Annotated in this window: 15 protein-coding genes; 13 read left to right on the plus strand and 2 right to left on the minus strand. The window is 36.3% G+C overall.

Features of this window, described 5'->3' with window-relative positions:
• Positions 1 to 5 precede the first annotated feature (5 nt).
• The 8 genes from LK994_RS05865 (at position 6) to LK994_RS05900 (ending at position 6,759) form a co-directional block, all read left to right on the plus strand.
• A complete protein-coding gene (locus LK994_RS05865) occupies positions 6 to 2,744 on the plus strand; it encodes a BamA/OMP85 family outer membrane protein (protein WP_229761962.1) in 2,739 nt (912 codons plus the stop codon).
• Between the two features lie 18 nt (positions 2,745 to 2,762).
• Positions 2,763 to 3,275 (plus strand): OmpH family outer membrane protein, encoded by a 513-nt coding sequence (locus LK994_RS05870; protein ID WP_229761963.1) that lies wholly within the window; start codon positions 2,763 to 2,765, stop codon positions 3,273 to 3,275.
• A 77-nt stretch (positions 3,276 to 3,352) separates the two neighbouring features.
• A complete protein-coding gene (locus LK994_RS05875) occupies positions 3,353 to 3,901 on the plus strand; it encodes an OmpH family outer membrane protein (protein ID WP_229761964.1) in 549 nt (182 codons plus the stop codon).
• 74 nt (positions 3,902 to 3,975) lie between these two features.
• Positions 3,976 to 4,800, plus strand: coding sequence for a glutamate racemase (gene murI / locus LK994_RS05880; RefSeq protein WP_229761965.1), 825 nt, complete (start codon positions 3,976 to 3,978; stop codon positions 4,798 to 4,800).
• A gap of 137 nt (positions 4,801 to 4,937) precedes the next feature.
• A complete protein-coding gene (gene rpmH / locus LK994_RS05885) occupies positions 4,938 to 5,105 on the plus strand; it encodes a 50S ribosomal protein L34 (protein ID WP_229761966.1) in 168 nt (55 codons plus the stop codon).
• A 77-nt stretch (positions 5,106 to 5,182) separates the two neighbouring features.
• Complete coding sequence (gene rnpA / locus LK994_RS05890) at positions 5,183 to 5,635, plus strand: ribonuclease P protein component (RefSeq protein ID WP_229761967.1); 453 nt, start codon at positions 5,183 to 5,185, stop codon at positions 5,633 to 5,635.
• Positions 5,610 to 5,840, plus strand: a complete 231-nt coding sequence (gene yidD, locus LK994_RS05895) for a membrane protein insertion efficiency factor YidD (protein ID WP_229761968.1) — start codon at positions 5,610 to 5,612, stop codon at positions 5,838 to 5,840. The genes rnpA and yidD overlap by 26 nt, the downstream gene beginning before the upstream one ends.
• Before the next feature lie 37 nt (positions 5,841 to 5,877).
• Positions 5,878 to 6,759: an SH3 domain-containing protein gene (locus LK994_RS05900; protein WP_229761969.1), complete on the plus strand. Its 882-nt coding sequence runs from the start codon at positions 5,878 to 5,880 to the stop codon at positions 6,757 to 6,759.
• 17 nt (positions 6,760 to 6,776) lie between these two features.
• Here the strand turns inward: LK994_RS05900 and LK994_RS05905 are convergent, their stop codons facing one another.
• Complete coding sequence (locus LK994_RS05905) at positions 6,777 to 7,382, minus strand: superoxide dismutase (protein ID WP_229761970.1); 606 nt, start codon at positions 7,380 to 7,382, stop codon at positions 6,777 to 6,779.
• Between the two features lie 97 nt (positions 7,383 to 7,479).
• Entirely contained in the window at positions 7,480 to 7,917 is a 438-nt protein-coding gene (locus LK994_RS05910) for a nucleoside deaminase (protein ID WP_229761971.1), read from the minus strand.
• Positions 7,918 to 7,965: 48 nt separating this feature from the next.
• Here LK994_RS05910 and LK994_RS05915 point away from each other — a divergent pair, with 48 nt between their 5' ends.
• From LK994_RS05915 to LK994_RS05935, 5 genes are all read left to right on the plus strand, one after another.
• Entirely contained in the window at positions 7,966 to 8,556 is a 591-nt protein-coding gene (locus tag LK994_RS05915) for a glutathione peroxidase (protein WP_229761972.1), read from the plus strand.
• Positions 8,557 to 8,586: 30 nt separating this feature from the next.
• Positions 8,587 to 9,099 carry a hypothetical protein gene (locus LK994_RS05920; protein ID WP_229761973.1) on the plus strand — a complete coding sequence of 171 codons (513 nt, stop codon included), beginning with the start codon at positions 8,587 to 8,589 and terminating at the stop codon, positions 9,097 to 9,099.
• 117 nt (positions 9,100 to 9,216) lie between these two features.
• Positions 9,217 to 10,302 (plus strand): sensor histidine kinase, encoded by a 1,086-nt coding sequence (locus tag LK994_RS05925; protein ID WP_229761974.1) that lies wholly within the window; start codon positions 9,217 to 9,219, stop codon positions 10,300 to 10,302.
• Positions 10,295 to 10,981, plus strand: a complete 687-nt coding sequence (locus tag LK994_RS05930; protein ID WP_229761975.1) for a response regulator — start codon at positions 10,295 to 10,297, stop codon at positions 10,979 to 10,981. Before LK994_RS05925 ends, LK994_RS05930 begins: the two co-directional genes overlap by 8 nt.
• A gap of 26 nt (positions 10,982 to 11,007) precedes the next feature.
• Positions 11,008 to 12,990 (plus strand): KUP/HAK/KT family potassium transporter, encoded by a 1,983-nt coding sequence (locus LK994_RS05935; protein WP_229761976.1) that lies wholly within the window; start codon positions 11,008 to 11,010, stop codon positions 12,988 to 12,990.
• Positions 12,991 to 12,992: the final 2 nt, after the last annotated feature.

The following is a 12,992-nucleotide window of genomic DNA, read 5'->3' on the forward strand; positions in this document are numbered from 1 at the left end:
AATTGATGCAGCGTATTTACCGGAACACTTTTCTTATTGTAATATTAATTTTTATTGGCATATCAGTTAAAGCTGGAAATGTTTCAGATACCACCCAACCGGTATCCGCTGACCCTAAGTTGTTAGAAATATTCAATGCAAAACTTCCCGTAGAATATACAATTGCAAACATCACAGTCACAGGCACAGAAGCCTTTGATCCAAATTTGATCATTTCCATTTCGGGGTTAGCTATTGGTGACAAAGTTCAAATTCCCGGAACAGATGCTTTCAGCAAAGCGATTGGTAAACTTTGGCGTCAAAATCTTATTGCTGATGTTCAGATCTTTATTACTAAACTATCTGGAAAAGATATCGATATTGAAATTGCTGTTAGAGAAAGACCTCGATTGGCTGAATTCAAATTTATAGGGGTTAAAAAAGGAGAGCAAGATGATCTGGAAGGGAAAGTAGGTCTTTCAAGAGACAGAGTAGTCACAGAGAACATGAAGTTGAGTGCAGTAGAGATCATTAATAAATTTTATGCTGATAAGGGCTACAGAAATGTTACCGTTGAGATAAAAGAAGAAACTGTACCTGCAGTAGCAAATGCGGTGTCTCTTACATTTTATATTAATAAAGGAAAGAAAGTAAAAGTAAACTCACTTAACTTTTCCGGTAATGAAATGGTGTCTGACGCAAAGCTTAAAAAGCAAATGAAAGGGACAAAGGAAATGACAAGGATCACACTTTACCCTCCAAAATATGTTAGCCCATACGGAGCTAAAAATTCTAAATTAACTGCTAAACAATATTTGAGTGAGATGGGATTTTTGTCAATCTCAAAAACAAAAGAATTTATTGATCCCTACTTCAGATTCAAATTATTCAGCGGAGCAAAATTTAATACTGAAAAATACCAGGAAGACAAAGAACACTTATTAGATTACTATAATGCTCAAGGGTATAGAGATGCGATGATCGTTGCTGATACTCAGGTGTACAACAACAAAGGGAATTTGGATGTTGACATTAAAGTAAGCGAAGGCCATCAATATTATTTCGGTAATATCGAATGGAGAGGCAACACCAAATATTCTGATTCTATCTTAAATGTTTTATTGGGAATAAAGAAAGGAGATGTTTATAATCTTGAATTATTAAACAAAAGATTGGGTAAACAATTATCTGCGGAAGGTGGAGATATCAGTAGTTTATACATGGATGATGGGTATTTGTTTTTCAGAATAGATCCTGTCGAAACATCTGTATATAATGATACCATCGATTTTGAAATAAGAATGATGGAGGGACCTCAAGCCACTATCGGAAATATCAGCATAGCAGGAAATGACAAAACAAAAGACTATGTTATCCGTCGTGAATTAAGGACAATACCGGGAGAAAAATTCAGCCGGGCAGATATTATCAGAACGCAAAGAGAGTTAGGGCAATTAGGATTTTTTAATCCGGAAAAAACTACTCCTAATGTAGTGCCAAATGCTGATAACGGAACTGTTGATATTGGTTGGAATGTAGAAGAGAAATCGAATGACCAGTTAGAGCTTTCTGCAGGTTTTGGTGGTGGTATTGGTTTAACCGGAACATTGGGGATCACGTTTAACAATTTCTCTATTAATAATATACTTAAAAAATCTACCTGGGATCCATTACCTTCAGGAGATGGACAAAAACTAAGTGCCAGAATTCAATCTAACGGTAAAGCGTACAGGTCATATAATTTTTCATTTACTGAACCTTGGTTAGGCGGAAAAAAACGGAATGCATTTACGGTTAGCTTTTTCAATACCAAATATGCAAATGCGTATGATTCATATACAGGGTCTTATTGCAGATCATGTGGAGATACCTCTTATATAAAAACGATCGGAGTAGGGGTGTCGTTGGGTAAACAATTGAAATGGCCTGATGATTATTTTTCTTTGATCTATTCATTTAACCTGCAACAATACAAACTCAAGAATTATTCGAATATTTTCAATGGTATCAGTAATGGAACATCTACTAATGTTAGTTTGAAGATAGCCTTAGCACGAAGTGCTACTCAGGGAAATCCAATCTTCCCAACCGGCGGTTCTAATTTTGTAGTAAGTGGTCAGTTTACCTTACCGTATTCTTTGATGGGGATTACCAATCCGAGCGACAATCAATACAAATTTCCTGAATTTCATAAATGGAGATTTAACGGAGAATATTATGTGCCAATTGGAATGGGGCATGGGGAAGATAAGAGTAAGCAATTCATCTTAAAGGCCTCGGCTAAATTCGGGTTCATTGGTAAGTATAATAAGGATAAAGAAATCTCTCCTTTTGAGCGTTTTCAATTGGGAGATGCCGGGTTGAGTAATAATTTTGCTTTACTTGGATATGATATCATAGCACACAGAGGGTATCCGGTTTATTCTAATTCTAATACCAAAGTAAATCCTGATAATGTAACTCCGTCAGAATTTTTTACTATTTTCAATAAATATACGTTGGAACTAAGGTATCCGTTCAGCACCAACCCAAGCAGCACAATTTACGGGCTGGCCTTCTTTGAAGCGGCTAACGGATGGTATAAGTTTAAAGAATATAACCCGTTTAAGTTAAGACGTTCAGCTGGTGTGGGGATGCGTTTCTTCTTGCCAATGTTTGGACTGTTGGGATTTGACTATGGTATAGGGCTTGATAGAATAAAAGCCGGTGAGCCGATCAAAAGTGCGTTTAAATTTACATTTATGTTAGGTCAGGAACCTGAGTAATATTTAAAAAACAGTACAATGAAAAAGACATTATTTATCGCTTTTTGCTTATTAATAGCAGGAGTTATCACCAATGCTCAGCGTTATGCAGTCATTGACTCAAAATATATTTTAGAGAAATTGCCTGAGTATAAAGAGTCTCAGACAAAACTCGATGGATTTAGTCAGCAATGGCAACAAGAGATCGATAACAAACAAGCTGAACTCGATAAGATGTACAAAAGCTATGATGCTGAGCAGATCATGTTGCCGGATGATCTGAAAAAAAAGAGGGAAGACGAATTGTTCAATAAAGAAAAAGAATTAAGAGACCTCCAAAAAAAGCGTTTTGGATTTGAAGGCGACTTATTCAAAAAAAGACAAGAACTTATCAAGCCTATACAAGACAGAGTATATGCAGCGATTCAAAAACTGGCGGTTGATAAATCTTTTGACTTTATTCTGGATAAAAGTGAAGGAATTACCGTTATTTTTGCCGATCCCAAACTTGATCGCAGTGATGATGTATTGAGATTTTTGGGTGTTAAATAAATTATAAAGTAAGATTGCTATGCAGCGATCAATCTGAAAAAACAAACTATACAAGCATAAACATTTAAAAAAGAACAATGAAAAAATTATTTACAGTAGTAGCAGTGGGACTTTCGATTTTTGGATTTACAAATACAAGTACGGCACAAACCAAGATCGGTTATATAAGTATCGAAGAATTGATCAGTGTAATGCCTGAAGCTAAATCAGCGGATTCAGCTATACAAGATTATCAGTACTCTCTACAATTGCAAGGAAACGATTATATACAGGAGTTGAATGAAAAAGACAGTGCTTTTGTAAAAGATTCAGCAAAACTTTCTACAGCTACTAAAGAATTGAAAAGAAACGACCTATTGGCTTTGTATCAAAAAGTTTCAGGTTGGGACAAAACAATGCAGCAAATGATCGGAGAAAAGCAACAAACTTTAATTGCTCCCATTCAGGCTAAAGCAATAGAGGCAATTAGAACGGTAGCAAAAGAAAATGGATATACGTATGTATTAGATGCTAACACTTTGATCGTGTCACCAACAGGAGATAATTTGTTGCCTTTGGTAAAAAAGAAATTGAATATTAAGGATACACCGCCTACTACCAAGCCGGCAGTGCGTACAGGCCAATAATATTTTGGTTAACTATATTACAGCCATCTCCTTCAAGAGATGGCTTTTTATTTATTTAGCTTTATTTTTGATGTATGAGTAAACAGGGTGCTATTGGTGTTTTTGACAGTGGATATGGAGGATTGACTGTTTTGAAAGAGATAGTTGAATCGCTGCCACAATATGATTATCTCTATCTGGGAGATAATGCCCGTGCTCCTTATGGAACCAGAAGCTTTACTACCGTATACGAGTATACGTTACAGTGTGTGAAATGGTTTTTTCAACAAGGTTGTCCATTGGTAATATTGGCTTGTAATACAGCATCTGCCAAAGCATTAAGAACTATCCAACAAAATGATCTGGTTAAGATAGACAGTTCCAAAAGAGTGTTGGGAGTAATAAGGCCTACTACAGAAATAGCCGGAAGTATCAGTAAAACAAATCATATAGGAATATTGGGTACCAATGGTACAGTGCAATCAAACAGTTATCCGATGGAGATCAGTAAATTTTATCCATCAGCAAAAGTTTACCAGGAGGCTTGTCCTATGTGGGTGCCTTTAATTGAAAACAATGAATACAATTTACCGGGCGCAGACTATTTTGTAAAAAAGCATATTGATCATTTATTAGCTCAATCAAATGAGATCGATACCATTTTATTGGCCTGTACCCATTATCCTTTATTAATGGATAAGATAAAAGAGCATGTCCCGCCCGGCATTAATGTTGTTTCTCAGGGAGAAATAGTGGCCAAAAGTTTGGTAGAGTACCTGCAAAGACACCCTGAGATCGATCAAAAGTTGAGCAAAAATGCCCAAATCAGCTTTTTTACCACTGATTCTGCCGAAGATTTTGATAGCCATGCCTCCGCTTTCTACGGAAAATCGGTAAAATCAACGCATTTGGCGCTATAATGGCTAAATAAATTCAACATTCATCACCCATAATTCATAATTTTTTACTACTTTTGCCGTCCTTTCACAATTCATAGGGATGGTGCCCTGATGAATGTTTTAGAAAAATAATTTTGTAAAAGGAAAAAACTAATAAAATGCCGGGTAAAAAAAGAACCTTCCAGCCGCATGTACGTCGTAGAAAATCAGTACATGGATTTCGTCAACGCATGCAAACTGCTAATGGCCGTAAGGTGTTAGCTAGTCGCCGTAAAAAAGGACGTGTTAAATTAACCGTTTCTGACGAACGCTTCGGTAAGAAATAGAATCTTCAGATTCCTTTCAGAGGATCACGTAAAAATATTCAGCTCTCCTTTAGGAGGGCTTTTTTAATTTTGTATCATTGGATAAAAAAATACGATATACACTTGGTAAAAACGAACGGCTTAAAAGTCGTAAAATGATTGAGCAGTTGTTCAAAACAGGCAAATCGTTTTCAGCATTTCCATTTAGGGTTATCTATATACTTTCGACGTCGGACCACGGACCACAGATTACAGACGATAGCCGGCAGGGGAAAGGCAAAGAAATACTCCAGGCCGGGTTTAGTGTGAGCAGTAGAAATTTCAAAAAGGCGGTGGATAGAAACCGGATCAAAAGATTAATGAGAGAAGCCTATCGGCTACAAAAAAACGACTTGTTGCAACAATTACAAATTGCCGGCAAAAATCTGGCTGTATTTTTTTTGTTCACGGGAAATGAAGTGCCCGATTATGATCTGATTTTTACTAAGAAAGCAAAGGCATTAAAACAATTGCAAAAAATTGCGAATGAAAACATTGCTCCAGATAAGTAGTTATCCCTTTATCCTGCTGATAAAATTATATCAGTTGATAATATCTCCCTGGCTGGGTAGCAAATGCAGGTATACTCCCACTTGCTCACAATATGGTATAGACGCTTTAAAAAAATATGGCCCTGTAAAAGGATTATGGCTTACGGCAAAAAGAATAGCACGTTGTAATCCTTGGGGTGGGCATGGGCATGACCCCGTCCCTTAAGTATAGAAGGTTGGATCAGAAGAATAAATCCATAAAAATGAATAGAATAATTTTGTTATTGTTGGTTTGTTTGCTGTCTGGCAAAAATGTCTTTTCACAAACAGTCTATAATCTGGATTACGATATTTGGGTTACACAGGAGGATAGCCCTCTTTATGTATTTTCGAATAAAGCTTTCCTGCGTTCATCACCGGGTATTCAAAGTAAAATACTGGATTCTTTTTCCGTAGGAAGAGAAGTTGTTTTTAAAGAACGCACAACAAAATTCGAAACAATTAAAGGGGTGTATGCTCCGTGGGTGAAAATCAAATGTGGTAATAAAGAAGGGTATGTTTGGTTAGGGTTACTTGCGTTTGGCAAAACTGATTTTGATAAAACCAGTTTTATTTGTGGGATAGACAAGACAATAAATAATGCAGACGATGTAAGGTATGTGCTTCAAGTAAAGGCCATACGAAAAGATACGTTAGTGTGTATCGCTGAATGGAAGACAGAACCCAATGTAACATCTAGCTACGCTGAAATGAAGTTATTGGGAGATGTAAGATTGAAAAATCTTACAAATGTAGTGAGGGTGTCTTTAGGAGGAGAAGCTTGTGGAGTACCGACAAACTACTATTACTATGGTTGGACGGGAAAGAAACTTTTGCCCCTTCCCACTAAATATAGTGTAGGTGATGCCGATGTTTTTTATCATTCAGAAACCTTGCTTTTTCCGAATGAAATCGGTGGTCAACCCAATAAGATAATCAAGTTGATAGAAGAATACGAATTGCTGGAAGAAGCGACTGAAACGAAAAAGGAAAAAAGCAAAACAACAAATTCAAGAGAGGTGTATATCTGGAATGGCCAAAAAGCGGTTATGCAAAAAAGAAATAGCATAAAAATGCCGGAAAGAAAATTTCTTCCCGGCAGGTAAAATATTTTGATTATTATTTATTTAGCGGCCGTAAATCTTTCAGCAACTTTGCTCCAGTTTACTACATTCCAGAATGCAGCTAAATAATCTGCACGACGATTTTGATATTTCAAGTAGTAAGCATGTTCCCAAACATCAGCACCTAAAATAGGGGAGCCTTTTACTTCAGCAACATCCATCAATGGGTTATCCTGGTTAGGGGTAGAAGATACTTCTAATTTGCCATCTTTTACGATCAACCAGGCCCAGCCACTACCAAAACGGGTCATACCAGCTGTAGCAAATTTTTCTTTGAAAGCGTCGAATGAACCAAACGCAGCGTCGATAGCCGCAGCCAGATCACCAGAAGGTACACCACCTGCATTAGGCGCAAGACTTTCCCAGAAAAAAGTGTGGTTCCAATGACCTCCACCGTTATTACGTACAGCCGGGCTGATAGAGCCTGCAGCAGCTACCAGTTGTTCGATTGTTTTGCTTTCGTGTTCTGTGCCTGCAATAGCTTTATTTAAATTGTCTACATAGGCCTGATGGTGCTTGCCATGGTGTATTTGCATGGTTGTAGTGTCGATATGTGGCTCCAATGCATCATGTGCATATGGTAAAGCCGGGAGTGTAAATGCCATAATTGTTATTTTTTAATATTGTTTTGAATGGAGAACAAATTTACTATCTATTGATTGAAAACCAGACACTAAGTTTTTGTTTTTCGGAATTCGAAAATCATCTCCTTGCTTTAAAAAAGTCTTTCATTAGTTGAGCACATTCATCTTTTAGTACGCCACTCACCAGTTCTGTTTTAGGATGGAAGGGATTATTAGGCGATGTGTTTTTTCTGTGTCCGTTTTTTTCATCATCAGCTCCCCAAACTATTTTGCCGATCTTGCTCCAATATAAAGCACCGCAACACATGAGGCAAGGCTCAACAGTTACATATAATGTAGCTTCAGGTAAATACTTACTACCTAAAAAATTAAAAGCGGCTGTTAGCGCAATTATTTCGGCATGTGCAGTACTGTCCGTTAGTTTTTCAACCTGATTGTATCCCCTGGCAATTATCCTGTCGTTCATCACAACAATTGCTCCAACTGGAACTTCCCCTTCATCAAAAGCCCGTTTGGCTTCTTTTAGTGCCACTTGCATATATTGTTCGTCCGTCATGAAATTGTTTTATGGTATCTTGCCAAAGAATAAAAATAAAGAGATTACGTGACTATACGACAAAAGTTTTTACAACTCGTTTACCCGATATGGATGTTCATTGCCAGGCTTAAACCAAGGGTGCAACCGGTTCAGGCAAATACAAGGTCGATTCAACCAATTGAGTCATTCTATAATTTAAAAGCCGTCCAAAATGACAGAGTGCTTTTTAGTTTTTCGTTATTGAAGAATAAAAAGGTATTGATTGTAAATACGGCCTCTGATTGTGGCTATACCAACCAATACAGCGATCTGGAAAAATTATATCAGTTGCATAAAGATGAGTTGGTGATACTTGCCTTCCCGTCCAATAATTTCAAAGGTCAGGAAAAAGGAACAGATGAAGAGATCCTTGTTTTTTGCAAAACCAATTTTGGAATTACTTTTCCCATCATGCAGAAAACAACTGTAACCAAAAGATCTGATCAGCATGAGGTATATCAATGGCTAACGGATGCAACAAAAAATGGCTGGAACAATCAGTGGCCAACATGGAATTTTTCTAAATATCTCATCAATGAAAATGGTGTGCTGACACATTATTTTGAGCCATCCGTTTCTCCTTTGAGCGAAGAAGTAGAGCGTGCTATCAAAGCATAATTTACCTATCTTACATAAAATGATTGCAATATGTTTTCGAAAGCTGATATTGAAAAATATTTTCTTGCAGAGAAAAATGAAAGTTTACTTTTTATCATTATCGGCATTGTGGCCATTGTTGCTGCCTGTATCTTTTTCTTTTATTTGAAAACGAATTGGTATAAAGGAGCTGCTATCCCTTTTTTGATTGTAGGTATTATGCATTTGGTGGTAGGGTATACTGTTTACAAAAGGAGTGATGGCGATCGTCAACGGAATGTGTATGCATATGATCTAAATCCCGGAGAATTGAAAACAAAAGAATTGCCAAGAATGGGAACAATATATAAAAATTTTGTTGTTTATCGGTATATAGAAATAGGCCTGTTATTGATTGGTCTATTACTGTTTTTTTATTTTAAAAATAATTTGGATAAAACATTTTGGGTTGGGCTGGGTATTGCATTGGCAATAGAGGCTGCTGTAAGTCTCAGTGCTGATTATTTTGCGGAGAAGAGAGCAAAAGTGTATACTAAAGGTTTGATAGAGTTTGTAGAGAAGTAGTTTCACCGTTTATAGCGCCCCGACCTTATTCTTTATAAAATCTTTATACTTAATTATAATAGTTTTATAATCTGCATATATCTTATAGTTTACTTTTGTTATATCAAAGCAAAGTAGATGACAAAATATCTTTTGCATAAAGTAAGTAAACTCAATCAGTATATTATAAGCGTACTGTTAATTTTAGCAGTGGCTGTATTTTGTCATTTCCTTTCTGCCTATATTGGTTATAGAGTGGTGGCATTTATTTTATTGGTAACTGTTTCTCTGCTTGCCATGGTGTTTGATATTTTGCCTGTTCTGTTGTCGGCTGCTCTCACTGCATTGATTTGGAACTTTTTTTTCATTCAACCTCTTTTCACTTTCAGGATCACCTCTACAGAAGATAGGATATTGTTTTTGATGTATTTTTTAATAGCCTTAATAAATGCTGTGCTTACTTATAAAATAAGGCAGGTGGAAAAAATTGCTGCACAAAAAGAAGAAAAGGCAAATACTATAAAGTTATACAATACATTATTGAATTCTCTTTCGCATGAATTACGGACACCGATTGCTACTATCATTGCAGCTACAGATAATTTGCAAATGAATAGTAAAAATCTAACGCCATTGCAAAATTATGAGTTGGTAGATGAAATTTCCAAGGCGTCATTCCGGTTAAATAATCAGGTGGATAATTTATTGAATATGTCAAGAATAGACTCGGGAGTGATCCAACCTAAAAAAGATTGGTGCGATATAGAGGAACTCATTTACAGCACTGTGAAGAAGGTGGAAGTAAACAATAATCCGTCACAAAAAATAGCAATCAATATTAATCCATCTATTCCGCTTTTTAAAATAGATAAAGGGCTTCTGGAACAGGCTGTATATAATATTTTAAATAATGCTGTATTATATACAACAGCCAATTGCCGCATAGATATTGTAGCTCTTTGTAATACAGATCTTTTACAGATAATGATTGAAGATAATGGCGGAGGTTTTCCGGAGAATGAAATTGACAATGTGTTTGATAAATTTTATCGATTGAATAATAGTAAACCCGGGGGGACCGGGTTAGGTTTATCTATTGTAAAAGGATTTATAGAAGCTATGGGAGGATCGGTGCATGTAGAAAATGTCAGTACGGGTGGAGCAAGGTTCACTATCAGCATAGCGGCCGAAACATCTTACCTTAAAAATTTAAAAAATGAATAAGGCAGAGATATTAGTAATTGACGACGAGGCAGCTATTCGTAAACTGTTGGAAATTACTTTGCAGAGTAATGATTTTGCTGTAACACATGCCTCTACAGCAAAGGAGGGAATTGTCGTGGCAGCTAATCATCCTCCTGATCTCATCATCCTAGACCTTGGGTTACCTGATGAGAGTGGGCATTCAGTTTTAGTGCAATTGAGAGAATGGTTTACCAATCCTATTATTATTTTATCAGCAATTAGCGATGAAGAGGATATTGTAAAAGCGTTGGACAATGGAGCAAATGATTATTTGATCAAACCATTTCGAACAGGAGAATTATTGGCACGAATTCGCTCAGCCTTACGGGGAAGTATAAATGCGGATAATATGCCATTAATTAAATGCGGCAGTCTTCAAATAGATCTGCTGTCAAGGGTTGTCAAAAAAAATGATGAAATTGTAAAACTGACGGTTACGGAATACAATTTACTTTCATTGTTTGCGAAAAATGAAGGAAAGGTTCTAACTCATCAATATTTATTGAAAGAAGTATGGGGGCCGGGTTATATCAATCAGTCGCAGTATCTGAGAGTATTTATTGCACAACTAAGAAAAAAAATTGAAGCAGATGCCAACAGACCGGAGATCATTGTTACAGAATCCGGTATCGGTTATCGCTTTGTTGTAAAAGAATAATCACAATCACATATTAATTTTTTAAGATGAATTCAAATCATAAAAGTTTGAACAGGGTAACTATTGCCTCATTGTTAGTGGCTTTGGGAATTATTTATGGAGATATTGGCACAAGCCCCTTGTATGTTTTAAAAGCTATTGTTGGTGACAGGCCAATTGATGAAACGCTTGTGTTTGGTGGTGTTTCATTAGTATTTTGGACATTGTTTTTTCAAACTACTGTAAAATATATATGGCTTACGTTGAGGGCCGACAATCATGGGGAAGGAGGAGTTTTTTCTTTATTTGCTTTGGTAAAAAGATATAATAAAAGCTTGGCCATAATAACAATATTAGGCGCTACAACTTTGTTAGCAGATGGCATCATCACGCCGCCGATCTCTGTTGCATCGGCAATCGAAGGGCTAGGCACTGTTAATGGATTAGAGCATATTTTTGCTCCTGGCAATACAATTACTGTAGGTGTTGTGATCGCAATTATCTCTTCGCTTTTCTTTTTTCAAAGATTTGGTACACAAAATATCGGCAAAGCATTTGGGCCGGTAATGACTATTTGGTTTACCATGTTATTGGTTGTTGGATGTAAAGAACTGATCTATTATCCCAGTGTATTAAAATCTTTAAATCCATATTACGGTTACAAGTTATTGGTGCATTATCCAAAAGGGTTTTGGTTGTTGGGAGCAGTGTTCTTAGCTACAACAGGTGCAGAAGCTTTGTACAGCGACCTGGGGCATTGTGGTGTAAAAAATATACGCATTACGTGGATATTTGTAAAAACAAGCTTGGTAATAAATTATATTGGTCAGGCCGCATGGATCATGAATTTAAAATCGCCGACACTAAATGGGTTAAATCCATTTTTTGAAATGATGCCGCATTGGTTTTTAATACCCAGCATTATTATAGCTACATCCGCTACTATCATTGCATCTCAGGCGTTGATCAGTGGTTCGTTTACTTTAGTAAGCGAAGCAATGAATTTAAACTTTTGGCCCAGAGTAACCGTAAGACAGCCATCGGATATTAAAGGACAAATTTATATCCCAAGTGTAAATACAATTCTTTGGTTTGGCTGTGTATTGATGATCTTATATTTTAAAACTTCTTCATCAATGGAGGCTGCATATGGATTTTCAATAACCATTGCAATGATGATGACGACAGTGTTGCTCAATTTTTATCTGAAATTCAGATTGAAATGGAATCAGGTATATGTTACGTTGGTTATCGGTTTGTTTGCAATTATTGAAACATCTTTTTTTATTGCCAATGTTGCCAAGATAAAAGAACGTTGGATGTTCTTGTTTTTCGAATTATTTATTTTTATGACGATGTATGTTTGGTATTATGCAAGAAAAATCAATAATCGGTTTACAAAGTTTGTTGACTTGGGGAAGTATACACCCCAATTGATAGAATTAAGTGCAGATGATTCAATTCCGAAATTTTCCACACATCTTATTTATCTCACTAAAGCAAATAGCAGAACTCAGATCGAAGAAAAATTAATGAAATCAATTTTTTCTAAAAAACCAAAACGTGCGGATGTATATTGGTTCGTTCACATAAATCGTACAGAAGAGCCATTTACGATGAGTTACGATGTATCTGAATTGGTAGACGATAAAGTGATAAAAGTAAATATCAATATCGGTTTCAGGATTCAGCCGAAAACAGAAATGTACTTTAAAAAAATTGTGCAGGAATTGGTTGCTAATAAAGAATTGAATTTGCATATCCGGCCGGATGGGTCGACAAAATATAACAGCGAACCGGATTTTAAATTTGTGGTCATTGAAAAATTTATTTCTGTAGAAAACGAATTTGCACTTAAAGACGGGCTTTTGCTGCAGGCCTATTTTAAACTTAAAAGTTTGGGCCAACGAGATGAAAAAGCATTTGGACTTGATAAAAATGATGTAGTGATTGAAGAAATTCCATTGGTGTACCAGTCAGCACAATCAATTGAATTAGTTCGGAATAATAAAGCGGAAACTGTGATGTAAAA

Origin of the sequence: Ferruginibacter lapsinanis (assembly GCF_020783315.1) — a bacterium.
Classification (GTDB): Bacteria; Bacteroidota; Bacteroidia; order Chitinophagales; family Chitinophagaceae; genus Ferruginibacter; species Ferruginibacter lapsinanis.

Coding starts and splice junctions, on each gene's coding strand:
- LK994_RS05900 (WP_229761969.1), top strand. CDS start 5,878: ATGAATAGAATAATTTTGTTATTGTTGGTTTGTTTGCTGTCTGGCAAA.
- LK994_RS05930 (WP_229761975.1), top strand. CDS start 10,295: ATGAATAAGGCAGAGATATTAGTAATTGACGACGAGGCAGCTATTCGT.
- LK994_RS05925 (WP_229761974.1), top strand. CDS start 9,217: ATGACAAAATATCTTTTGCATAAAGTAAGTAAACTCAATCAGTATATT.
- LK994_RS05905 (WP_229761970.1), bottom strand. CDS start 7,382: ATGGCATTTACACTCCCGGCTTTACCATATGCACATGATGCATTGGAG.
- murI (WP_229761965.1), top strand. CDS start 3,976: ATGAGTAAACAGGGTGCTATTGGTGTTTTTGACAGTGGATATGGAGGA.
- rpmH (WP_229761966.1), top strand. CDS start 4,938: ATGCCGGGTAAAAAAAGAACCTTCCAGCCGCATGTACGTCGTAGAAAA.
- LK994_RS05920 (WP_229761973.1), top strand. CDS start 8,587: ATGTTTTCGAAAGCTGATATTGAAAAATATTTTCTTGCAGAGAAAAAT.
- LK994_RS05875 (WP_229761964.1), top strand. CDS start 3,353: ATGAAAAAATTATTTACAGTAGTAGCAGTGGGACTTTCGATTTTTGGA.
- LK994_RS05870 (WP_229761963.1), top strand. CDS start 2,763: ATGAAAAAGACATTATTTATCGCTTTTTGCTTATTAATAGCAGGAGTT.
- LK994_RS05865 (WP_229761962.1), top strand. CDS start 6: ATGCAGCGTATTTACCGGAACACTTTTCTTATTGTAATATTAATTTTT.
- yidD (WP_229761968.1), top strand. CDS start 5,610: ATGAAAACATTGCTCCAGATAAGTAGTTATCCCTTTATCCTGCTGATA.
- LK994_RS05910 (WP_229761971.1), bottom strand. CDS start 7,917: ATGACGGACGAACAATATATGCAAGTGGCACTAAAAGAAGCCAAACGG.
- LK994_RS05935 (WP_229761976.1), top strand. CDS start 11,008: ATGAATTCAAATCATAAAAGTTTGAACAGGGTAACTATTGCCTCATTG.